This is a genomic window from Paraglaciecola sp. G1-13 (genome assembly GCF_055809255.1).
On sequence record NZ_CM147903.1, the window covers coordinates 393,742 to 415,450 of the forward strand.

Sequence of the window (21,709 nt, forward strand, 5' to 3'; positions counted from 1 at the left end):
GATATAAAGTCTCGGTAAATTTCATTGCAATAAGTGTATCGGATTGTTATCAATAGCCCAATTAATAAACCCAAAATGAACAGTAGAGTGTAAATATGGATATGAAAAAAATAGTGTTAGTCGGGGCCGTTTTTTTAGCGGTTGTTTATTTTGGTGGCTCAATGTTGGCGACGCAAAAAGCGGAAGAGGCTATGCAAGCGGTAGTCAATGAAACTCGCGGATTTGGGGCTCAGATGAGTTACGATGACTTATCAGCCTCTGTATTTGGCAGCGTCACAATCGACGACCTGGTGGTTGATACGCGTATCGGTAAGGTGTTTATCGATGAATTGTATATTGAAGAGTTTGAGCAAGAACAGAATATGCTGTCTGAAATAGCAATGGAGGCAGACGATATTCGAGTGACTGGGTTTCCCATTAACAACTCTCCTAGGGATTTATTTGAAGCATTCATCTATTTGCTCCAGCAAGAGGGCAATGAAATGGATCTCGCGCTGGCGCTAGAAATTGATATTGATGATGATGAAGCTGAGCTCGGGGCACTCAGTATTGATGGCGACAATATTGGTGAGTTATATGCCTCTATGAAGCTGCGTGGCCTTAAAAAGCTGCAAGATCTACAAAATCAAAGCCCGTTGTTGATGGGCACGGTTATGTTACAGGAATTGGTGGTGCATGAAGCGTCTTTGTCTTTAGAAGATGATGGTATTTTAGACGCGTTACTCAATAGCGAAGCTAAGCAAAAAGGCGTCAGTGCTGAGTCTTTGCGTGAGTCTGCTATCGAGCGCGGCAAAAAAGCCAAAGACAGAGCAACGGATAAAACTGAGAAGCAACTAGCCGAAGCCGGTATTGCGTTATTAAAGGGGGATGGCATTACCCTCACGCTGAATGAGGATACCCCTGTTAAGCTGGAGCAATTGTTTCTAACGGGCAAGCAGGGCATGCAGCGAGAGTTGCAAAAAGCGAAGTTTGATTTAGATATCGATTAACACCCAGTTTAGCCAACAAGCACACCTAATGGTGGGCATGTTGGCTTTTAATCTGCTCAGCGTTCGATTCGTCAGGCTGTGAGGTGGCTTTTATGGGCTGTGAGGTAAAATAGTGCAAGACTATGTTTTGCTTAGATAAATCGAGAAAAACCGAACTGACGATATTGTGATCCCCAGACATCCAGTTCTCATGCTTATGACTATTCAAAGATACCGCAACTTGGTTAACGCCCTCTTTTAGCCAAGATTGCGGTATGTGCACATCTTTACCGTACAGCCTTTGGCGTTTAATCCCGTTTACGAAAACATGGGCATGGCCTTGTAGCACGCCGTCGACTTTATCGTCAGCAGTTATCGTTGCTAAATCAGGGGCGTTCAGTAGGTAATTCTCCACTTCCAGATGAATATTCACCCCGTCAATGGGATCGCGAAATGCGCTCAGCTGGATTTTCGGAACGGGTGTGGTTCTGCCAATATCCCGCGCTTTATGCTCATGTATTTCGGTTGATGCTAAGGCCATATTGCCAGTCACGTTAAAAAGCGTCACGGCCACAATGAAAAGCGTGAATATCACAAAATCTTTGTGACGAACAATATCAAGAAGCTTGCGAGGTAAAAGATGCTGACGTATTGACATATTAAGCTCCTGGGGGCGGGCCCATCGTCGCCCCTGTGCTGCATGATGCAACTGCGTTGTCTTGTAATTGGCCAGCAAAGCGGGTGCCAATAATGTATGGGAACGCCGGTACGTAGGAGCCGTTTTCCTGAATGATGGTGATGTGATAATGGTAGCCGCGAACGCTATCGGTATGGCCGTTGTATTGATCTAAGTAGACGCCACCTTGCTCGGTTAACGCGCTGTTCCAATAGTAATCTTCGTAATAGTAGCCGTTATCTGCAACCAATTCGTTACCCGATAATGTCGTTACCACATCTTCAAATTCCGGCCCTTGAGTGGCGGCCTCGGTTCCCAAAGATGCATCGTATTGGTCAATCAAGGTACAGCTACGAGCGTTGTCAGAGCAACCCGTTGCTGAACTTGACGTATAATCCCGTACTTCCCATGCGCTCACGGCTAACTGACCATCTTCTTGCCAAGGGCCATATATGGGATAACCGTCGGCTGCGTAACCATAAATAGGTGAATGTTGGTCGCCGGTATCACCGACCAAGTCGGCTAAACAGCTGGTATAAAAGTGGTGATGATAGTCGCCATTTGCCGAGTGCCCACCACAAATATCCACGTCATATTGTTCAGCAACAGGGGCAAGGTTTAGCCATGAGCCATCGCTGTTGTAACTCATTCCATCTCCCCAGTTATACACAGATGAGCCATTAACGAATAAGCCGACTTTGCCTAAACCGTTTTCACATTCTTGTGTCGTGGCTTGGGGATTTTTTGGAAAATACACTTCTCGCTCATCTTCAATAGGGCAAGCAGGGCCTGGGGGCCAATAACCGTAACCGGCATTGCTATCGCAATTTTGTCCTGTGCTGACGTAACCTACGTCTTCACCGAACTCAACCACATCACCCACAGATGCGGTCGTTTGCCCAGTGACTAAATCTGAACTGGCTTTTGGGCGGTTATTGATGCTGTCTATAATCTCTTGGGTCATGGTGACATCGTATTTTGGGATCCCTTGGCTTGTAACAAGGGTATAATCCGTGTCATCAATGGTTTCATCACTTACCGATTGCACATTTACGAGCACGCCAATACCTGTGACTGAGTCCAAAATTCGGCTGGAAACCTCGTTAGTGGTATTGATGATCCACACATTGTCATTTTCATCGCCAGAGTCGTCTTCACTATCATCATTAACAGCACTGACAGTAACAGACACTGTATCGGTGACCGCATCATTGACACCATCATCTACAGATACTTGAAATTGCAGTGTTTCTTCATTGGCTACAGCTGGTGCGGAAAAACGGGTGCTAGGCGAGTTAGCATCGCTAAGGGTGACGTCGGTTCCAGATAGTTGAGCCCAATTAATGTCATAATTTGTGTCATCGTCTGAAATGTTGGCATTCAGGGTAACTGAGTCGCCCGCTACCACAGTTTGAGCCTCTCCCGCCTCTACTACAGGCGACGTATTCACTGTTTCATCCGTTGCGCTATCTTCGCTATTTGATGACTCAGCGCCACAGCCGTTGAGTAACGCGCATAGAAACAATGCGCTAGACCATGTGTTGATTGAGGTGAATCGTTTTTTAGCCATTGCTAGACCTTTGAGGGCAGAAATTCAGGCGATTAATATATCGACATAGTGTGGAGTTAGCGTGCAGAAACTGTGCAGTTCGCGGGGATTTATTGGAGGGGCAAGTGTTAAGACAATGCAGGAAGTAACGTTGACTCCCTGCATGCCCATATGGAGGTAGGCTTATTACTCAGCTAAATCGTGATGAGTTTTGTATAAACCGGTATTTTTAAATGTGCGCTGGGGGGGTAACTCCTTAGCGACGCTTAACGTTTTATTTCCTTGATTGTCTTTACGTAAAGTGAATTCATCGTAAATCTGCCCATCAGAGGTGAAAGACTGGTAAATGAGATTATCCTGGGTTTTCTTGATGATTTGGTAGGTTGGGGTGTTCTCGCCAATGCGCTCTAGTGTGACATCGTAATCACTGTATTCATCCCAGCGCGTCGATTTAATCGGGTAGGTCTTAGGTCCTGCTACAGAGGTGACAAATACGGTTTTAACTTGCTTCGTTGAGGAAGGTGTGGCCATTTTATGAATGTCGCTTTGAATGCCGATGCTGCCCCGCGCGTAGGCGTGATCGTGGCCTTGCAGCACCAAATCAACCTTGTGCTTTAACATAATGGGCAAAAATGCTGCGCGTATTTCGGGTTCATCTTGCCCTGGGGTATTCAACGGCATACCGCATGACGAGAAGATAGGGTGGTGCATCGTCACGATGCGCCACTTCGCTGTGCTAGTTTGTAGCGCTTGGTCTAACCAATGCGCTTGAGCTTGCAATAAATTGATGTCACCACGGGCTTCGGAGTCAAGTACAAAAACATCCATCTCTGGATAATGGGTAACGTAGGCTGTTTCTTGCAGTGCGCTAGGTAAAGAAGGGGTCAAGGGCAGGGTAAATTGGCTTTGCCACAATGTGGATAGTGCCCAGCTTTTTTGCGCGTTTTCTTGTACTTGCCAATCATATTCATGATTACCGGCCACGAGCACCGCTGGCAATGTACGATGAATGAATTGCCCTGCGTTCAGCCAGTTTGACCATTGTTGATCGCTTGCTCCTTCATTGACTAAATCCCCCGCATAAATGGCAAATTTAGCATTCGGTGCGTGTTGCCAAGCGCGGCGCAGTACTAATGGCCAATGTGAATAAATGCCATTTTGGGCGTCACCGAAGTACAAGAAGGAAAAGTCTTGATGGGTATCAACAGGGGCAGTTTTAATTTGTTGCCACGGGGACCACATACCCGTTGCGCCCGCAACACGGTAGTTGTAATACGTATCGGCGTGTAAATCTTTGAAGGTTAGTGAATGGTAATGAACATTGGGCTGACCATCATTGGCTGGATAGTGAAAGTGACCAGAGTCGCCGATTCCATTGGCCAGTGCAGCGCTGTGCGTTTTCGCTACAAACTGAGCCGCGTTTGTATCATAGCGTGCATCAGGTTGTGCTTGAACAATTTCTCCGTAGGCTCTGTTGACTGAATTATCGGTACGCCATGTCACCGAAAAGCTGTCTGCTGGGGAGACCGTTGGAGTAGCAATGATACGATCCGGCCATTGGGTGGCAACTGGGTGTGGGGTTAACGCTTTAACTGAAACCGCTTCGCCATTGGCGACACTCACGTACAGCAAAAGCGGTAGGAGCAGAGCCAGGCTTAAAGGCTGCGAGAAAAGACGGGCTGTCATAAGTAAACCTTGTTTCTAAACAAATTAACGGTAAAAACACGCCACTGAAAAACGGTGGCGTGTTTGAAGGGATATGCTCATGGCGAGCGTTCGTACTCGCCATGATAGTGAGGTAAACAATGTGAATGAATAATGTGAGGCTAAAAGGCGTAGCTAACACCACCGCCGTATGTGGCCGGTGCGCCGACTAAACGCGCCCCACCGTTTAACTCAAGAAAATACACTTCATCTGTGATGTTGCGACCGTAAGCGTAAACATTTAACCCGTTTGCAAACGTTACATCTAGGCGTACACCGAGCAAATCATACGAGGGAGCTGTATTGCCATCGCCAGCGTTTAAGCGGTTCGACTCTTCACCGTGGTAACTGTAATTCATACGGGCGTTGAGTTGGGTATTGTTAGCCAGTGATGTTTGGTAATTTAGTACCGCCGTTTGACTCCATTCAGGAGAGCCAGGCAGTGGGTCGCCGATGGTACTGACCACATCGTTCACCCGATTAGAGCTAAATTCTGTGATTTCCGTATCCAAATAAGTACCGGCAGTATTGAAGGTGATTTTGTGATCATTGGCTTCATATAACGTGACTGCTATTGAGGCTTCTGCACCGCGCACGGTGGCTTCACCCACGTTAGTTCTACCATTGGTGTCGTTTGATAGCCGCGCCGTTGCTTGCAGCTCTTCAAAATCATACGAGAACAGGTCAAAGGTGAAGTTGATGTTGTCTGTTACATACCGTGCCCCTGCTTCATACGCGAGTACTTCTTCTGATTCGAAGGGCTGGGTCTCTTCTTCAGAGAATATCGATGTGCCGTCGAAGCCGCCACCACGATAGGCTGTGCTCACGGAGGCGAAAACGTTGAGATTATCGTTGATAAAATATTGAATAGCCAGTTTGCCTGAGACATTGCTGTCGTCAAACTCGCGATCCCATGAGAAGTTGGCGTCTGTTTTAAAGGTTTCTTCAAAAACTGATAATCCCCATGGATCGGCATCAATATTTTCACCGCGGAATTTCGCATTGTCTTTGGTGTAGCGCAGGCCACCGCTTATCACTAAGTCGTTTGAAATGTTCCAGTCGATGTTTCCGAAGGTCGCAAAGCTATTACGGCGCTGATTGTAGGGCGAGCTGTATTGAGATAGCACCGCGTAGCTGGTCCAGTTACTGGTGAAATCAACAGAGTCATTCATAAAGAAGGCCCCTGCTATCCAGTCAAATTCGCCGCCGGTTGCGTCACTCAAGCGAATTTCTAATGATGTTTGGTCAAGATCATCGTCGAAGTTGTATTGGTAGCGAGGAAATGACGTGCCGTCTCCGTTACCACTGACATTGCGCTCACTGCTTTGCAATGCAAATAGTATGTCGAGGTTTAAGCCTGATTGTAATTGGCGGTTAACGTCTCCTGAAAATCCGCTCACATCGATTTCATGAGAATAATATTCGCTGGTGTAAAAATCGTAAGGGTCGTTACCTTCCCCTGCGTTAAGTGAAGGGTTGTCATCTTCAAATGCAATACGGTCATACTGGCGGGTGTCACCTCGGTCTTGGCTGGTAAAGTAATGCAGCGTAAGAGACGTCACATCATCAAAGTTGTAAACGGCTGTGCCACGAAAGGCGAATAAATCTGCATCGCCAAATCCGTCGCGCTCACCTGGGTCAGCCACTGGGGGCACAATACCTTGGGTGCCTTGGGGTACAAAGCCTGCGAAGTTGCCTGCTCCTTTACCGTCCATAAAGCCTCCACCTTGCTCCATAAGAACCGCAACGCGAACGCCTAACTTGTCAGAGACCTTGCCGCCAACCGCTGCTGTGCCTGACACAAAGTCGTACGAGCCGTATTCGATATCGGCGTAGCCGTTTAACTCCTCACCTGGGGCACGAGTGATAGCATTAATTGCCCCGGCCGTAGTATTGCGCCCGTAGAGGGTGCCTTGGGGTCCTTTGAGTACTTCGATGCGCTCTAAATCAAAAAGAGGCATGCTCAAATAAGCGTTGGAGGTTTGATAAATTCCATCAACGTGTAAGGCTACGGACGGGTTACCGTTAGGCTTATAGTCATCAGCGCCGCCTATACCACGTATGGTGATAAAGCTGTTTTCAGGGCCACCAAAAGCAGAGTTAATGGAAATGCCTGAGAGGCTATCAATTAAGTCAGTGAAGTCAGTTACGCCTTGGGCTTTTAACTCGTCTGCGCCCAACACTGAAATGGCCACAGGAGTATCTTGTAAGCTGCTATCGCGCTTTAACGCAGTCACAACAACTTCGTCCATCGGGGCTTGATAGCTTGCGGCACGTTTATTTTGAGATTTATTTTTTTGTGACGCTTTTTTGATAACAATCGCGCCGCTGGGCTGTTCGTATGCTTGTAAGCCGCTGCCATCTAACAATTTTTCTACCGCATTGAGAACGCTAAGTTCACCTGAGGTGGCAATAGCCTGTTTGCCGCTGACAAGGCGACTTGGAGCAATAATAACCGTGCCGGTTTGTTGCGATAACAAGTTCAATGCTTGCCCAAGTGGTTGCACTGAAATATTAACTTGGGTTTGCTGAGCTAACACGTAGGCGGGTGTCAAAGCTGCGAGGGCAGTACCAAACAAAGCGAATTTAATTGAACGTGTAAGTGTATTCATGATGTTACTTCCAGTTAGTTAATATAGGTTTCGCTAGAAGAGTCATCAGCGCGATATTTTTTTCAGCATAAGTGCTTGTTTCATAAAAACTTCACACAGCGGGTCGTTATTTATCCGACAGGAGAGGTAAAGGTGTACCAGCAAGGTTTGGCTCTTGCTGGCGTTGCACATTATTCTTCAGTTAATACGCTCCGAGTGGCTTCATGGGTGAGTATTATGGGGTAGGCCGAGGCTAATCCCTCTAACATGGGCTCGATTTGCTCGAAGGTAAATGATGCCGTGATAGGCAGTTCGTTAATGCTGTTATCTAAAATAATCACTGGTTTTTTCACGTAGCGATTAATATCCATGATGACATTTTTGAGGGGAACGTTATCGTAAATCAGCCGCTGCTCTAACCAAGCAAATTCAGTCTCAGGCTGAAAAACAGTAATAGGTGAGATAAACCTCCCTTGGATATCAGTATGCAGTTGTTCGTTTGGTCTTAGCTGTAATACTTGCTCCCTTTGCCCTGCTGTTTCTGGTAGGTCAGCCACATCAACCAAACCCCGTTGAACTGAAATTTTCAAACTATTGTTTGGGCTGTATTTTACCTCAAACGCGGTACCACGCACCCGTACTTGAGTTTGCTGAGCCGTAACGGAAAATACGCGACTAGGGTCATGAGTCACATCAAAGTAGGCGCTTCCTTTACGTAAGGTTATACGCCTTTCATCCTCACTGAACGCGACTAAAATACTTGAATTGCCAGCAAGCGTCACGTCGCTGCCATCACTTAAGGTGATTTGGCGATTTTGCCCCACAGGCGAGGTGAACGCGGTTTGCGGTTGAGGAATTTCAAGATGAGCGGTTGTGTTAAATACACCATTGAGCGCAAGTAAAGCCACACTGGCGGCCATTGCACATAACGCCAAAAACGATTTTGCGAATACACGTTTGGGCTTTACTTGATGCACTGTGGTCGTTTGTTGAACTGCATGTTGCTGTATCCATTCTACCGCAGAATCTGTCATGCCTATGGTTTGCCAGATCTTTTGACTGTGGTTAAAAGCTTGTTTGTTATCGTCACTGCTATTGAGCCACACAACAAACTCTTCGCGTTTGTCTGCGCTGGTATGTCCGCAATGTAAGTACGTTAACCATTCTCTGGCTCTGGCTTGAGGCGAGGATGAGCTGGAAGCCTGCTCGTATTCACTGCTTTCATTCACTTCATGATTTGCGCAGCGCTCATTGCTTTTTTTAACACTTGGTCGATTGCTATTGTTTAGCCCGTTGTCGCTAGAATTGCTCTTTATATGTGTCATGACGTTGGCTCTGTTGAGATATTGCGGGGCGAGATATGTGATGAGAAAGCTTGGTCGTTGGCGTTATTCTCCTGCTCATCAATGCGCTCTAAAATTGCCATTACCGCGTTTAGTTGGCGGCAGATATCTGCAACACTCCAGCCGGTATCTGAGGATATTTCAGAATACGTTTGGCCTTTGAGCCGGGCGCGCATCAAAATGTCGCGTTGCTTCTCAGTTAGCTGTTCTGTGCCTTTTTGTATTGCAGCAATACGTTGCTCACCCTGCAAAATAGTTTCGGGGCAAACGTCATCACACTGATCTTCTGGGAGTTGAGTATGCTGTGCAATGAGCTCACGAGTTTTACACAAACGCCCTATCGATTTGAGGGTAATATTCATCGCTATTTTGATGATATAGGCTTTGGGGTCTTCTATTTGTTCAAAATCACGTATTTGGGCAATACGGCTAAACGCTTCTTGGGCCACGTCTTCTGGCTCTGGTGGACCTGAGCCGTAACATTTGTGCAGTATGCGGCACACATCGCGCCAATGATCTCTGAACAGCTTATCGATTGCGTTAGGGGCTTGTATCTTCTTTGGTTTAGACGCAGGGGACGTTATTTCTAAAGCTTGGGGTTTTACATGGGAGTTTAGAAAAAACAGCGAAGCCTTTTGTAGCGTTTTGCTCATTGTGTTTACTCTTACACGCTAAAAATGGACGGATAGTAATCGCGGAGTAAAACAGAAACATGACAGCTGGTGGCTTTGGGCTAATATTCATAAAAACTTCATATTTTTCATGACGGACTTCACAGGCTGTGCATTTGCTTTTCTGCATAGGCTCGTTGCACAAAGTGTTCAAGGGTGAAAGAAAAATAAACAAATGGATATAAAAAAAGCCGGCAAGCCGGCTTTGATTTAAAGTGTATTCATTATTTCTTGAGGCGTTTTCCAACGCCAAGACCTAATAGCCCCAAACCCAAGATAGCAAGGCTGGTTGGCGCGGGCACGTCTCGCTTGTCTAATCCAACAACGATGTTGTCAAACTCACCTGCAACACCAGAAGAGATAACTCGAAGTCTGTTAAAAGCTTCGTTTGCACCAAAGGCTATGTTGACATAGACATTTGATGAATCCGCGACTTGGTTACCAGCGGTGCCGTTTAGTTCGGCCAAAAGCTCAGCGCCAGTTATTTTGCCCACGAGTGCATCGTCAGAGTAAAACTCAAAAGAGTTATAGGTGTCTACCGAGCCCCAATAAAAGCCTAAGTAATTAACGCGAGAATCAGCAAGTGACGACACGGTTGTTCCTATACTGTCTAGAAAGCTTGTGTAATCAATATCTACAAAACTATCCACACCCACGGTGGAGGGCGTTGTGTAAGCATAACAAGTATTATCGCCAGCAGGTGCCGCGGCAACGTTCCTAGTTGACCCTTTACGAACGTTAAGCACGGACGAACCACTGGCTGTAACGGCTAATGGTGAGTTGATGGCACATCCGTTTGATGAGCCAGCAACGTTGTAGCTTTCATCTTGGGTCAAGGGCAGCGCATCGATAGCGGTGGCTTTGTCAAACGTTTCTACGAAGTAGCCGTCGGACAAAGAATTGATCGTGTTGTCAGCGTTGATTTTTAGACTCGTCTTGCCAGAGCCGTCAGTGGCGGCTTGGCCCTCAAAGGAAATAACCGCCGCATGCGCAGACTGGCTAACTGCCAAAGCGATTAAGGTAGTTTTAAATAACTTTATACTGTTTTTAGTCATTGAATTTTTCATGTGTAACTCCGTTATGCAGCTACAGTTACTGCTACTAAAGTATTAGCATAAGCCGTGCCAGAACAAATTATTGAGCATTATCATGGTATTGCATTCTGAGCGGTAAATATCTATACCGAAAGCGTAAAAATAGGTGACTAATGTGTACGAAATTTACACGCTTAGTGTAAAGTTTTCTAAGGGGAGAATCGCAACTAAGTACACGTTAAACAAGGGATTGAAGCTTTGCGTAAAGCAAAAACTTGTCAGCCCATTATTAACAACTTAATAGGACTGAATAGAGGACTTTTTAACTGTTGGCGTTTGTCTTTAATACGGCTTATTTTCAGGCATAAAAAAAGTCGGCGAGCCGACTTTTTTTATGAATTGTTAATATTACTTCTGAAGTTTTTTACGCAATACGAAGCCGATTAGACCTAGACCTAAGAAAGCCAAACCAGCTGGTGCTGGTACATTACGATTTGATAAACCAACCACGATGTTGTCGAACTCACCGGCTACGCCAGATGAAACAACACGTAAGCGGGTGAAAGCTTCAGCAACGCTGAAGTTTATGTTCACGTAAACATTGGACTTATCAGATAATCTGTCACCTTCAACACCACCAACAAGATCTAATATTTCTTGACCAGCAATGCTTTTCACTAATTGGTCAGTATCAGAGTAAAACTCAAAGGTGTTATAGGTATCGATTGATCCCCAATAAAAGCCTAGGTAGTCAATGCTTGAACCAGCTAAAGACGCATCTATTGTACCGATGTTGGCTAAGAAATTGGTGTAATCGATGTCTACGTAACTATCAGTTCCAACCGTTTCAGGTGTGGTGTAAGCATAACAAGTCGTGTCACCAGCAGGTGCAGCTGCTACATTTCTCACTGAACCTGTACGTACATTTAACACGTTAGTGGAGCTAGGTTGAACAAGTAATGGTGAGTTGATTGCACAACCAGTAGAACTGCCTGCCACATTATAAGTTGTATCATTTGCAGTCGGTAGCCCTGGAATTGCGGTGGCGCTATCGAACGTTTCTACAAAGAAACCGTCGCTGATGGCATTGATAGTATTGTTCGAGTTAACATTGGCGCTTGTCTTACCAGAACCGTCTGTGGCTGCTTGACCACCTAAGGTAATAGTAGCGGCGCTAATGTTTTGCGATGCAGTTAGCGCTAGTAAAGCGGCTGCTGATATGAATTTTGCTTTCTTAAATAAACGTGTCATAGGTTACTCCTGTACGACGACCTAACTGCAACTGTGATATGTATTGTCGATAAAGCACAAACTGAGCCACTTCTCATTAATCCTTTTAATTCAACATCTTAGACTTTTGGCTAATTGACGCTCAATAGTCAGTGTAAAAAAAGTAGACAGGCTTTAATTTGTAGCGTTTCTAACTAGATACGCTTCGAAACTCGGCACATTATAACGGTGGTTGATTTTTAATCAATGCTGTTGTGTGCAAATATTTTCTTTATCAGGCGTCAGGGCTAACGAGGTTTTTATTGCTCAAATGCAAAGGGTAAAATTTCATTCATGGAAAGCGTTTTAATTTCACCTTCGCTGGTGGCCATATGAACTAAAGTGTCTTTGCTGGCGAACTCAAAAATACGCTGACGACACCCGCCACACGGTGAGCAAAAGTGTTCATTTGGGCTGGCAATTAAAATTTCACGGACTTGCCTCGCACCACCTGCCACCATTGCTGCTAAGGCGTTTCCTTCGGCACACTGACCTAGCGGAAATGATACGTTTTCTACGTTGCAGCCAGTATACGTTTGACCGTCTTCTGCCACTAGGGCAGAGCCCACTCTGTAATCAGAATAAGGAGCGTGTGCTTTGGCTTGTACATCCAAAGCGGCATTAAAGAGGCTTTGTAAATCAGTTTGTTGCTTATTCAAAATGGTATCGCTTTTTTTCTCAATAGCCGGCTAGTGTGCATTATTTTTACAACTTGATACAGTAGATTGCAATTTTCGCCTTCTCGTTGTCTTTACATTTATGGGTAAATACGCCACCCTGACTGTTTACTAAGCTTCATTTCCTGGCCGATTCCGCATTTTTATCGCCATCACATTTTAGACCGAGCGTTGCCTACTCTTATGCTAATTACAATGCAAAATAAATTTTTCTCACTGGTATTCTTAGGATTGATATTAAGTGGTTGTGCTAGTAGCAATCAAGCTCAGCAAAGCCAAGCACAGATGAGTAACTTATTACTCGCTGAACCTGCGCCCATGAGCGTGCGTTCGCAAATGGCGATTGCTAGATATAACCAAATTCTTGAGAAAGCACCGTTAGAAGATCAAGAAAGGGCAGAGTTACTCCATCAACGCGGCATGTTGTATGACAGCGTTGGACTTGCTGGTTTAGCCCAATACGATTTTGATCATGCAATACGTCTTAAACCAGATATGGCGGAGGCGTATAATTCTTTGGGGGTACATTACATCCAGCAAATGAATTTTATACAAGCCTATGAAGCGTTTGATGCCACATTAGACATTAATCCTGATTATGAATTTGCATTTTTGAATCGTGGGATTGCGCTTTATTACGGTGGCCGTGCCGATTTAGCCGTGAATGATTTTAGTGAATTCTACCGAAATGATGAATCCGATCCTTATCGTGCACTTTGGTCCTTTATTGCCCATAGCGAACTTGACCAAGCAGATGCATTAATTACGTTAAGCAATAATCGTGAAAACTTAGACGAAGACAACTGGGCGACACATTTAGTCGACCTATATCTAGGACGTATAGATGAACAGGCATTATTAAACGCCCTAATTCAAGGGGTAAAAAGTCAGCAAGAGTTGACGGATCGCCTTTGTGAAGCGTATTTCTATCTGGGAAAATATAACTCAGCTTTGGGTAACCGCGGTGTGGCGTCGAATTACTTCAAGTTAGCTCTGAGCACCAACGTATTTGAATATGTTGAACACAGATATGCGCGACTTGAGCTTGATATGCTGCGCGATAAAGCCGTTGCTGAAAGTGAAGGGCCACAATAGCAGCTTGCGCTTAAGAGACGACAAGTGCTAAAGGTAGGCCTGTCGCTTTGTTGTGTGGTTTGGCTGTTTGCCGGGCGCAGTGATTCAACTTACTACTTAGCCTTTCTAAATGCGCAAGCGGCCGTACAATCGAATCCATTCCATTTTTTGTATAAAGCTCATCAATATGGCGACCCGACAGCGTTATCTAGAATAAGCCAAGTAGCCATCGAATCTGACAATGGATATTGGTTACACTTCTCAAAATTAGCTGGCTCACCCCAAATTCAGGAGTATTTTTCTCACTTACAAGCAAGTAGAAAACGCAGTCGCGCTTCTGAAAAGGCATTTATCTACGTCGCATCACAAGGTGATGTAGATGCTCAGGTAGCGCTTTATCATCATTTTATCGTCAAGAATCAACGGCAAAAAGCGCAATACTGGTTGGCAAAAGCTGCGCAGCAAGATGCGGGCAGTGCGGTGTACTATGCTGAATGGTTATCCCTGCTTGGCGAAGAAGAAAACGCTGTTGCTGCGTTGAGACAAGCTAAGAAAATTGGTAGTCGTCGTGCAACCGCGTTACTTAATATGATACGTTTTGAGAACAATTTCGCCTCCTCTGGGCGTAATTCGTCGCAAGAATGTGCCCAGCAGCTGCAAATGGTGGCTGGCACACTTCATTCCGTTTTACAGGGAGAGCGTTTTAAAACTCGTTTTGAAAAAGACACTCGATTAAAAGAGCTGCCTATCTGTATTAATCAACCTATTTGGCTTACATCACACGAACTCACTTGCTCAGCTAACTGGCGGGGTGCTCAGCGCTTAGGATGCGATATTACCGCATTAAGTGTTCCTCTTATTAAGCAGAGTTTTACCCATATAGTGGTGCTTGCGGATAAGGGCAAAGCGAATGTACACAATGGGATTATGTTTTTAGATAGCAAAGATGATTACAACGTTTTTGTACATGAACTCGCGCATTTTGCTGGTTTTGTAGATGAATATCCCTTGTCATCAGGATTAGCGAACAGCATTTGTAATTCGAATGATGCACCAAATCTAATCGTGAGCAAGGCGGCGAAAAAACCGAATATAAAGCAATGGCAAACTTTAGGGATGACTGCTCCCACGACAATGAGTGAATCTCGCACTTGTGATAATCACCCAACGCAAGGCTACAAACCAAGTAGAAAAATGACGTTTATGGAATTTTACGACATCGCTTATATCCCACCTTATTATCTAAAAGTGTGGGCCGAACGTTTATTGGAAAAGCCCTTATTAACGCCTGCTTACATTAATTTATATCAAGGCTATGAGGCTAAAGGTGAGTCTGCGCGTGGCAAGTATTGGCGCGATCGTTACCAGCAGTACTTGCAAGCAGATTAAGACGGTGCGATTGAATATAACGGGAAGTGTGATTTTTGCTCACACTATCGGTATACTACGCGGATTAATTATGATGTTTGTGGTAACCAAATAAGCACTATGAATCAGGCACTTTCTATCGGTACGGTGGATTATCCGTTCCCGGCAAAACCAGCGCGATTAACTTCTGCTCAGCAACAAGATTACATCGACAAAATTAAACAATTGCTCATCGAGAAGAATGCCACGTTAGTTGCGCATTACTATACTGATCATGAAATCCAAGCGCTAGCTGAAGAAACGGGAGGGTGCATTTCTGACTCCTTAGAAATGGCGCGCTTTGGCCGTGATTGCGATGCGCAAACACTTGTTGTTGCAGGTGTTCGTTTTATGGGTGAAACAGCAAAGATACTCAGCCCAGACAAAACCGTAATTATGCCAACCCTTGATGCCACTTGTTCACTGGATATCGGCTGCCCAGAAGCCGAGTTTTCGGCGTTTTGTGATGCACATCCTGAGCATACCGTTGTGGTGTATGCCAATACATCTGCTGCGGTAAAAGCGCGTGCAGATTGGGTGGTAACATCAAGCATAGCCCTTGAAATCGTTGAGCATTTGGACGCCCAAGGTAAAAAGATTATTTGGGCGCCTGATCGTCACTTAGGGTCATACATAGCTAAAGAAACCGGTGCTGACATGTTAATGTGGCAGGGCGAATGTATCGTGCACGACGAGTTCTCAGCCAAAGCCCTGCGCGACATGAAGCACCTATACCCGGACGCTGCTGTGCTTGTACATCCAGAGTCACCCGCCAGTGTAGTGGAGTTAGCCGACGCTGTAGGGTCTACGACCCAGCTTATTAATGCTTCTCGCACGTTGCCCAATGACACCTTTATCGTCGCCACTGACCGAGGCATCTTTTATAAGATGCAACAGTTAGAGCCGAACAAAACCTTTTTAGAAGCACCCACTGCAGGCAATGGTGCAACGTGCAAAAGCTGTGCGCACTGCCCGTGGATGGCAATGAATGGATTAGAAGCGATATACAAAGCGCTGACCGAGACGACAGGTCACGAAATATTTGTAGACGATGAACTACGTAAAAAGGCCTTAGTACCGCTTGATCGAATGCTTGATTTTTCCGCTGAGCTGAAAATGAAGGTCACAGGCAACGCCTAGTTCGTTTCTCGTTAGTAATCCTGATTGAAAGCCAGCGAATGCTGGCTTTTTCATTTTTCGTCCACATAAACAGTATAGTGTTATGTTTTAATTCGACTATTTAGGAGCAATCATGCCAGATTTAAGCCGTTACAAAGGGATCGTTTTTGATATGGACGGTACGTTAATCGACTCAATGGGCTCCCACGCGGTTGCATGGCAACAAACCTGTGAACATTTTGGTTATCCATACGATGCTCAATATATTCATGACTTAGGGGGAGTCCCCACGCGTCAAATAGCGCAGTTACTGAATAAAAAGCACGGCATGGATCACAACTTAGATGAAGTTGCCGAGGTTAAGCGCCAAGCTTGGCTAGCGCTAGATGAAAACCTAACCGTGATCCAAGATACGTTTGACGTAATGCAGCGTTACAAAGGCATCCTGAAAATGGGCGTTGGCACTGGCTCAGAGCGGGAAAACGCCATTCGAATGTTGACCGAAACCGGCCTGCTTGAAAGGGTTGAAACGGTCGTCACGGCGTCAGATGTCACTCATGGTAAACCCCATGGTGAAACATTCTTAACCGTCGCTAAAAACATGGGCCTGAATGCTGACGAGTGTGTCGTGTTTGAAGACACTGAAATTGGCCGCCAAGCCGCACAACATGCAGGAATGGATTGCATCATGGTCATCAATGGCAAGATAGAGCTGCCTGTTGCTTAAACACTAGTTAACCCGGTTTATGACGCTTATTTAGTATTAATCGTTTAGATAATGAGCGTCTTAACCGCCTAATCAAACTAAACACTTGCGCAGGCCAAAGGTTTTCCCTAACATACGCGCCTGCTGAAAAGCTTGTTAGACTTTACTAGTAAGAGGCAATGCGCTGTTATTGCAGGTTGGCAAGCACAGTCTGAAAAGTTTTGGAGAGGTGGGTGAAGCCGGCCTCTTTAGGTGCATAGCACCGCCCGACTGAACGGACTGGGTGCTGATCATCATGGACGTGTTAACTTCGATAATTTTTCGAAGAGTAAATTAAAGTTTTGGAGAGGTGGCTGAGTGGCTGAAGGCGCACGCCTGGAAAGTGTGTTTAGGGTTAAACCTAACGAGGGTTCGAATCCCTCTCTCTCCGCCAAATAATCGCAGAGGCCCCGTATATCGGGGCCTCTAGCGTTATACAGTTTAAAGAGTGAAAAACTCTGTCACAGAACTCTGTCACAAAAAGGCAGAGACATGAAAAGCAACCTTCCAACTTATTTATACCAGTACAGCAATTCTGCTAACTATTTTTTTCGTACACGTTTAAAAAATTCTGAAAAATTCGACTACTATCCCTCAAAAGGTGCCTACTTTGTAGCTTCTCTGCAAACGTCATGTTTGGAGGATTCGCGGTGGTTAGCGCTATATATTAAACGGAATCTAATGGAGGATCAGCTCATGGAAGAGATCGATCAAAATGTTAAGGCTAAGCATGATGTTGGTGCAAAGTATTGTGATGAGCTCAATATTGAAGCGATTGAAAGTACCGCAACATTGTCTACTTTTCATAAGAAGGCTATTTTTAAACGAGCTCTACGCGAAAAGTTTGCCCTTTTACTCAGTGCTGGAAAAAAGATAATCGAGTTCAGCGGTGATAGCCCACTCGATTCATTTACCCCGTTTAGTGCTTCCCAACGAGAAGCCATAATCGCCAATCCAAGTGAAATTATCTCGCCTGAACAGCAGCTAGCATCCCTTAAATGGATCAGCGAAAACACTGCAGATACTCTAACGGGAGAAGGTGACCAGTACATTCAATACGTCACTATGCTGGATTCATTAATGACCCAGTTGAGTGAGTATCGTAATCGATTAGATGCTTACGAAGTGGAGCCTAGTCCGAGGGTCTCTTACACAAATGATCTCTTCAACTTCAATATTGCTTTTGCTCAACATCAAACGATAAAAGCTAAAATTGATGAAGCTCAACGATTAGCTCCCAATGAGGCAGCGGACTTTTACTCACTTGGGAACCAACTGGACATGTTTCTTCTCGAGCAGTCAAGAAAAGTGAAAGCCGAGACGATAAATGATTACAGAAGCCGATTTAAGTTACTATTTGAAACCATCCCAGGTGACTTTGATTGTCGTGCTTTTGGTAAAATGCAAGTACAAGAAGTAAAGAATATGTTGTTGGTTAGGCCTGCAAATATAACTAAGGGATGCGATAAAAAGTCCCTAAATGCCAAAACTATCAATGGTTACTTATCCAATTACCGTACATTCTTTAGTTGGTTAATAAAGAATGTCGAGGGGATAGAGAAAAACCCTTTTGCCGATGTATCAGTCAAAGACAACGAGTTATCTCGTATTAACCGCAGACCCTTTACCCCTGATGAAGTAACCAAGCTATTAGATTATACGCCACAGCATGCCTCTGAAGCTAAAATTTTTCGTGATGATGCTAATTGGTTTGTTCCCATTACTTTTTATACAGGAATGAGACTCAACGAGGTATCTGAAATACAGCTAGATGATATAAAACAAGAGCAGGGGGTGTGGTGTTTCGACTTACGCTCCCAAAATGTAAAAAATGTTTCGTCACGCAGGCTAGTGCCTATAGCGCAGTATTTGCTGGATATCGGTCTGTTAGAGTACGTCTATCGGCTAAAACGAGCTAAGAAAACATATCTGTTTAGTCAGATACGAAAAGGGAAAAAAGGCCCTGGCAAAGCTGGCTGGGGAGACCCAATAAGCAGGTGGTTTAACCGTTCTGTACTCAAGAATATAGGTATCGATGTTAAAACGGAGGAACGCAACAAAACAAATGTGGTTTTCCATTGTATTAGACACACAGTGATTAGTACGTGTGTTAAGAGGGGGGCCCAAAAACACTTAGTCAAGAGAATAGTGGGGCATGCACAGGACGACCAAGTTACGCTTGGCGTATATTCAGACGTGCAAGATATATCACTGGCGTTGTTGAAAAAGGTGTTAGATGACAATTTAACATGGCATTTAGATGAAAAAGCTTAGTTAACATGGATGGGTAAACACTCTATCAACTTAGTCAACAATTAGTTGATAGAGTCACGCGGGGTTAGGTTTTCCCCTTATTGAAGACTATAAGTCATCCCCCAGGTAAAGGCGATGAGCTTTACCAACTTCGGCCACAAGTTCATCCATATCGCCAAAGGCCACCAAACCGGATTCTTTCGCGTAATGTGACCAATTAGAAACGGTCTGCACCACAGCCTTTACCACTTTTTTAGCTTTCGCTTTACCAATGTCAGCAAAATGCGCCACAGCTAATAAATCGCCCAACTGAATATCTCGTGTTTTACCATTAATGGTCATTTGATGCTTACTTGTCCAGCCAGTACCATTGCTATAAGTGATATCGTAAGCTGGCGACAGTTGCCAAACTCCAGACTGATCCATTAAAAACGAAATGTTCTTTGTGTGATCATCTTGATTAACGGACACCACATTGAAAACCATCCGCAAATAGAACTGCTCAATTTCTTTAGCCGATAAACCAAGCTCACGCATTACACCTATCGCCTGCTCATATGAGTATCCACCAGAGACATTGAAATCATAGTGAGCCATACCACACAACGATTGCATATGAATCTTGTCACCACCATTAAGCCTATCAAAGCGCTTAGTCATAAAGTGAGAGCGCCCATTTTCTTCAAACAAACGACATTCATTCATTTCTACGCCAGCATCTAAAGCCATTAAGTAATATGCGTATTCAAGCAAACCAAAACCTTTCGGATCTGAAAGCAACTCTTTATCTTTATTGCCATCCACACCATCAAATTTTAACAAGTAGTAATCGAAATCCGCACCAGCTGGAGCTTGGCCAGTTTTAATAACATTCGTTTCCTTGTTCCACGCAATAACCGCTTTTGCTCGCGCACCACCAGCTGATGTACCAACTAAAATGATCTGCTCAACAGTTTCGCGTCGCGCATCCGGACTTTCATGATCAAATGTCGCGTTTAACTCAGTCTTTTCTTGAAGCGCCTTATTAGCCAAATCAACAAGCTCACTTAACTGAATTTCGGACACGTTTTCTTTAATCTCGCCAACAGTCGGCCTAAACTCTAAACCACCCATACCACGAGAGCCGATATAACAAAGGCGCTCTATTGGACTGAATGACTCTGGATCACGATAATTGCGCTCTAACCACTGGTCAATTAATCGGTTACCAAACTTGTCCGGCAAACTATCGGCCAACATTCCTGGTAAACCTTTAAAGGTCTCTTCTGATAAATCACCAAACGAGTAAGACTTACCACTTAGTGGCATCTTAATTGGCGACAACTCTATCCCCGAACGTTGAAAGTGATTCGAATACTCAAAGAACCCTAAACCTTTTTGCCAAATCACAGAGCCAATCAATGTATCCCACAGATATACATCAGCCTTTTCGACTACTTCTGCCATTACTTGTCCTTATCTCCATGTAATTGTTGAATCGTTTTATTCCACTCAAAACCAGTTGTTGGCTTTCCCCCACCCTTTGGCTTTCCCACACGCTTACGCGGTTCATTTCTAGCTGTAATTAATGACGCTGACTTAATTGGCGGCTCCGGCATAAAGTTATCAATTTCATGTAACTTACCCAAGGCACGCAATACGGCCAACACCTTTAACATTCCCACGCTTCGCTTACCGCCCTCTAACCCCTGAACAGTTGAAACATTTACGCCAGCTTTATCAGCTAACTCTTGTTGCTCCAACCCTTCATTAAGACGCGCCTGCAAGAATCGCTTACCTATCATTTCCAAGATAGCAGCATTACTTTTTCTATCAATTTCCATAATAGTGAAAACTTCCATTATTGTGTCTAAATATTGACATTATAGTGTAAAAAAGCATTATTGTGCAAATCCATTAATAGTGAAAATAAGCATTGTTATGTGGCTAAAATTAGCAGTACATTGTTTATTTTCACTATTATAAATTTGCAGTTATAGGGATTTTTGCGCCTGCCTGCTCATTAAGAAATAGATCCTAAATTCACTTGCTAGCCCATTTCTAAAGATTTTGAGTTTTCGATATAGCAATTCAGTGCAAGATAGCGATTTGGAGAGCAACAATAGAGCACTACAAAATCATATAATAGTAAGGGGTACTGCTAGGTCGAGTTTGGCACATAGCCTTCGTTCGGATTTGTTTATAATCAACATTTACAGAATGTCAGATCTAAACGGAACTTATACTTATAAACAATCAGCAATTTAAGCAGCTGGCTGAGATGCAGTTTTTCTTAAGGCGCTGGGTAGGAGGATTGAACCACTACAAATCTGGCTAATACAACATTAGCTAGCCGCCATAAAATTTGGTGCGTTTTATTTTCTTTCTAAGAGCTCACCGACTTCACATTCAAACAATTCACATAGTTTATCGATCGCATCTAGATCAATACGCTGCGCTGTTTCTTTGTACAGGAGTGTCACTGTATTTCTGTGCAAACCGGTTTCTCGTGCGACGTCCATCACCTTCATTTTTCTCTCGCCCATTAGGCGAGCTAAATGGCATTTAATCATTCTTTTTGATACCTAATATTGCTATTTGTCACTTTGAATGACATTTTCCGGTTGACCCAAGCTGCTTATAATTACAT

Annotated in this window: 18 protein-coding genes and 1 tRNA gene; 7 read left to right on the top strand and 12 right to left on the bottom strand. The window is 44.5% G+C overall.

All coding sequences use genetic code 11. The annotated features are described in order from the left end of the window. The first annotated feature begins 95 nt into the window (after nucleotides 1-95). On the top strand, nucleotides 96-989 hold the full coding sequence (locus AC0L6N_RS01690; RefSeq protein WP_473478281.1) for a hypothetical protein: 894 nt from the start codon (nucleotides 96-98) through the stop codon (nucleotides 987-989). Between the two features lie 25 nt (nucleotides 990-1,014). On the opposite strand, the gene AC0L6N_RS01695 is transcribed toward AC0L6N_RS01690, so the two are convergent. The 9 genes from AC0L6N_RS01695 to AC0L6N_RS01735 all read right to left on the bottom strand — a co-directional run bounded on the left by AC0L6N_RS01695 (nucleotide 1,015) and on the right by AC0L6N_RS01735 (nucleotide 12,464). Continuing rightward, on the bottom strand, nucleotides 1,015-1,626 hold the full coding sequence (locus tag AC0L6N_RS01695) for a hypothetical protein (RefSeq protein WP_473478283.1): 612 nt from the start codon (nucleotides 1,624-1,626) through the stop codon (nucleotides 1,015-1,017). A 1-nt stretch (nucleotide 1,627) separates the two neighbouring features. Beyond that, complete coding sequence (locus AC0L6N_RS01700) at nucleotides 1,628-3,214, bottom strand: YHYH protein (protein ID WP_473478285.1); 1,587 nt, start codon at nucleotides 3,212-3,214, stop codon at nucleotides 1,628-1,630. Nucleotides 3,215-3,379: 165 nt separating this feature from the next. Beyond that, nucleotides 3,380-4,879 (bottom strand): purple acid phosphatase family protein, encoded by a 1,500-nt coding sequence (locus AC0L6N_RS01705; RefSeq protein WP_473478287.1) that lies wholly within the window; start codon nucleotides 4,877-4,879, stop codon nucleotides 3,380-3,382. 140 nt (nucleotides 4,880-5,019) lie between these two features. Then, nucleotides 5,020-7,509 carry a TonB-dependent receptor gene (locus AC0L6N_RS01710; protein ID WP_473478288.1) on the bottom strand — a complete coding sequence of 830 codons (2,490 nt, stop codon included), beginning with the start codon at nucleotides 7,507-7,509 and terminating at the stop codon, nucleotides 5,020-5,022. A gap of 170 nt (nucleotides 7,510-7,679) precedes the next feature. Then, on the bottom strand, nucleotides 7,680-8,813 hold the full coding sequence (locus tag AC0L6N_RS01715; protein ID WP_473478291.1) for a FecR family protein: 1,134 nt from the start codon (nucleotides 8,811-8,813) through the stop codon (nucleotides 7,680-7,682). Next, nucleotides 8,810-9,484, bottom strand: coding sequence for an RNA polymerase sigma factor (locus AC0L6N_RS01720; RefSeq protein WP_473478294.1), 675 nt, complete (start codon nucleotides 9,482-9,484; stop codon nucleotides 8,810-8,812). Before AC0L6N_RS01720 ends, AC0L6N_RS01715 begins: the two co-directional genes overlap by 4 nt. Before the next feature lie 242 nt (nucleotides 9,485-9,726). Beyond that, entirely contained in the window at nucleotides 9,727-10,569 is an 843-nt protein-coding gene (locus tag AC0L6N_RS01725) for an Npun_F0296 family exosortase-dependent surface protein (protein WP_473478297.1), read from the bottom strand. Nucleotides 10,570-10,944: 375 nt separating this feature from the next. After that, nucleotides 10,945-11,787 (bottom strand): PEP-CTERM sorting domain-containing protein, encoded by an 843-nt coding sequence (locus AC0L6N_RS01730; RefSeq protein ID WP_011573678.1) that lies wholly within the window; start codon nucleotides 11,785-11,787, stop codon nucleotides 10,945-10,947. A 278-nt stretch (nucleotides 11,788-12,065) separates the two neighbouring features. Further along, nucleotides 12,066-12,464 carry a cytidine deaminase gene (locus AC0L6N_RS01735; protein ID WP_473478299.1) on the bottom strand — a complete coding sequence of 133 codons (399 nt, stop codon included), beginning with the start codon at nucleotides 12,462-12,464 and terminating at the stop codon, nucleotides 12,066-12,068. A 213-nt stretch (nucleotides 12,465-12,677) separates the two neighbouring features. Between AC0L6N_RS01735 and nlpI the strand changes: the two genes are divergently transcribed. The 6 genes from nlpI to AC0L6N_RS01765 all read left to right on the top strand — a co-directional run bounded on the left by nlpI (nucleotide 12,678) and on the right by AC0L6N_RS01765 (nucleotide 19,101). After that, nucleotides 12,678-13,577 (top strand): lipoprotein NlpI, encoded by a 900-nt coding sequence (gene nlpI, locus AC0L6N_RS01740; protein WP_473478301.1) that lies wholly within the window; start codon nucleotides 12,678-12,680, stop codon nucleotides 13,575-13,577. 24 nt (nucleotides 13,578-13,601) lie between these two features. Beyond that, nucleotides 13,602-14,945, top strand: coding sequence for a sel1 repeat family protein (locus AC0L6N_RS01745; RefSeq protein ID WP_473478304.1), 1,344 nt, complete (start codon nucleotides 13,602-13,604; stop codon nucleotides 14,943-14,945). A 99-nt stretch (nucleotides 14,946-15,044) separates the two neighbouring features. Beyond that, nucleotides 15,045-16,103: a quinolinate synthase NadA gene (gene nadA, locus AC0L6N_RS01750; RefSeq protein WP_473478306.1), complete on the top strand. Its 1,059-nt coding sequence runs from the start codon at nucleotides 15,045-15,047 to the stop codon at nucleotides 16,101-16,103. A 112-nt stretch (nucleotides 16,104-16,215) separates the two neighbouring features. Beyond that, the gene (locus tag AC0L6N_RS01755) at nucleotides 16,216-16,809 is read left to right on the top strand and encodes a beta-phosphoglucomutase family hydrolase (RefSeq protein ID WP_473478308.1); all 594 of its coding nucleotides are present in this window, start codon (nucleotides 16,216-16,218) and stop codon (nucleotides 16,807-16,809) included. Nucleotides 16,810-17,131: 322 nt separating this feature from the next. Next, nucleotides 17,132-17,221, top strand: a tRNA-Ser gene (locus AC0L6N_RS01760). A gap of 98 nt (nucleotides 17,222-17,319) precedes the next feature. Then, entirely contained in the window at nucleotides 17,320-19,101 is a 1,782-nt protein-coding gene (locus tag AC0L6N_RS01765) for a tyrosine-type recombinase/integrase (RefSeq protein WP_473478311.1), read from the top strand. Between the two features lie 87 nt (nucleotides 19,102-19,188). Here AC0L6N_RS01765 and AC0L6N_RS01770 read toward each other — a convergent pair whose 3' ends face one another. The 3 genes from AC0L6N_RS01770 to AC0L6N_RS01780 all read right to left on the bottom strand — a co-directional run bounded on the left by AC0L6N_RS01770 (nucleotide 19,189) and on the right by AC0L6N_RS01780 (nucleotide 21,632). Then, nucleotides 19,189-20,526 carry a type II toxin-antitoxin system HipA family toxin gene (locus AC0L6N_RS01770; protein WP_473478313.1) on the bottom strand — a complete coding sequence of 446 codons (1,338 nt, stop codon included), beginning with the start codon at nucleotides 20,524-20,526 and terminating at the stop codon, nucleotides 19,189-19,191. Continuing rightward, nucleotides 20,526-20,903 carry a helix-turn-helix domain-containing protein gene (locus tag AC0L6N_RS01775; RefSeq protein ID WP_473478315.1) on the bottom strand — a complete coding sequence of 126 codons (378 nt, stop codon included), beginning with the start codon at nucleotides 20,901-20,903 and terminating at the stop codon, nucleotides 20,526-20,528. Before AC0L6N_RS01775 ends, AC0L6N_RS01770 begins: the two co-directional genes overlap by 1 nt. A gap of 531 nt (nucleotides 20,904-21,434) precedes the next feature. Next, nucleotides 21,435-21,632: a helix-turn-helix domain-containing protein gene (locus AC0L6N_RS01780; RefSeq protein WP_033186933.1), complete on the bottom strand. Its 198-nt coding sequence runs from the start codon at nucleotides 21,630-21,632 to the stop codon at nucleotides 21,435-21,437. Nucleotides 21,633-21,709 lie beyond the last annotated feature (77 nt).

What these genes read in the sequence shown, in the direction of transcription:
- AC0L6N_RS01690 (WP_473478281.1), top strand. Translation starts at nt 96, where the DNA reads ATGGATATGAAAAAAATAGTGTTAGTCGGGGCCGTTTTTTTAGCGGTT.
- AC0L6N_RS01715 (WP_473478291.1), bottom strand. Translation starts at nt 8,813, where the DNA reads ATGACACATATAAAGAGCAATTCTAGCGACAACGGGCTAAACAATAGC.
- nlpI (WP_473478301.1), top strand. Translation starts at nt 12,678, where the DNA reads ATGCAAAATAAATTTTTCTCACTGGTATTCTTAGGATTGATATTAAGT.
- AC0L6N_RS01755 (WP_473478308.1), top strand. Translation starts at nt 16,216, where the DNA reads ATGCCAGATTTAAGCCGTTACAAAGGGATCGTTTTTGATATGGACGGT.
- AC0L6N_RS01780 (WP_033186933.1), bottom strand. Translation starts at nt 21,632, where the DNA reads ATGATTAAATGCCATTTAGCTCGCCTAATGGGCGAGAGAAAAATGAAG.
- AC0L6N_RS01725 (WP_473478297.1), bottom strand. Translation starts at nt 10,569, where the DNA reads ATGAAAAATTCAATGACTAAAAACAGTATAAAGTTATTTAAAACTACC.
- AC0L6N_RS01720 (WP_473478294.1), bottom strand. Translation starts at nt 9,484, where the DNA reads ATGAGCAAAACGCTACAAAAGGCTTCGCTGTTTTTTCTAAACTCCCAT.
- AC0L6N_RS01700 (WP_473478285.1), bottom strand. Translation starts at nt 3,214, where the DNA reads ATGGCTAAAAAACGATTCACCTCAATCAACACATGGTCTAGCGCATTG.
- AC0L6N_RS01765 (WP_473478311.1), top strand. Translation starts at nt 17,320, where the DNA reads ATGAAAAGCAACCTTCCAACTTATTTATACCAGTACAGCAATTCTGCT.
- nadA (WP_473478306.1), top strand. Translation starts at nt 15,045, where the DNA reads ATGAATCAGGCACTTTCTATCGGTACGGTGGATTATCCGTTCCCGGCA.
- AC0L6N_RS01695 (WP_473478283.1), bottom strand. Translation starts at nt 1,626, where the DNA reads ATGTCAATACGTCAGCATCTTTTACCTCGCAAGCTTCTTGATATTGTT.
- AC0L6N_RS01775 (WP_473478315.1), bottom strand. Translation starts at nt 20,903, where the DNA reads ATGGAAATTGATAGAAAAAGTAATGCTGCTATCTTGGAAATGATAGGT.
- AC0L6N_RS01705 (WP_473478287.1), bottom strand. Translation starts at nt 4,879, where the DNA reads ATGACAGCCCGTCTTTTCTCGCAGCCTTTAAGCCTGGCTCTGCTCCTA.
- AC0L6N_RS01730 (WP_011573678.1), bottom strand. Translation starts at nt 11,787, where the DNA reads ATGACACGTTTATTTAAGAAAGCAAAATTCATATCAGCAGCCGCTTTA.
- AC0L6N_RS01710 (WP_473478288.1), bottom strand. Translation starts at nt 7,509, where the DNA reads ATGAATACACTTACACGTTCAATTAAATTCGCTTTGTTTGGTACTGCC.
- AC0L6N_RS01770 (WP_473478313.1), bottom strand. Translation starts at nt 20,526, where the DNA reads ATGGCAGAAGTAGTCGAAAAGGCTGATGTATATCTGTGGGATACATTG.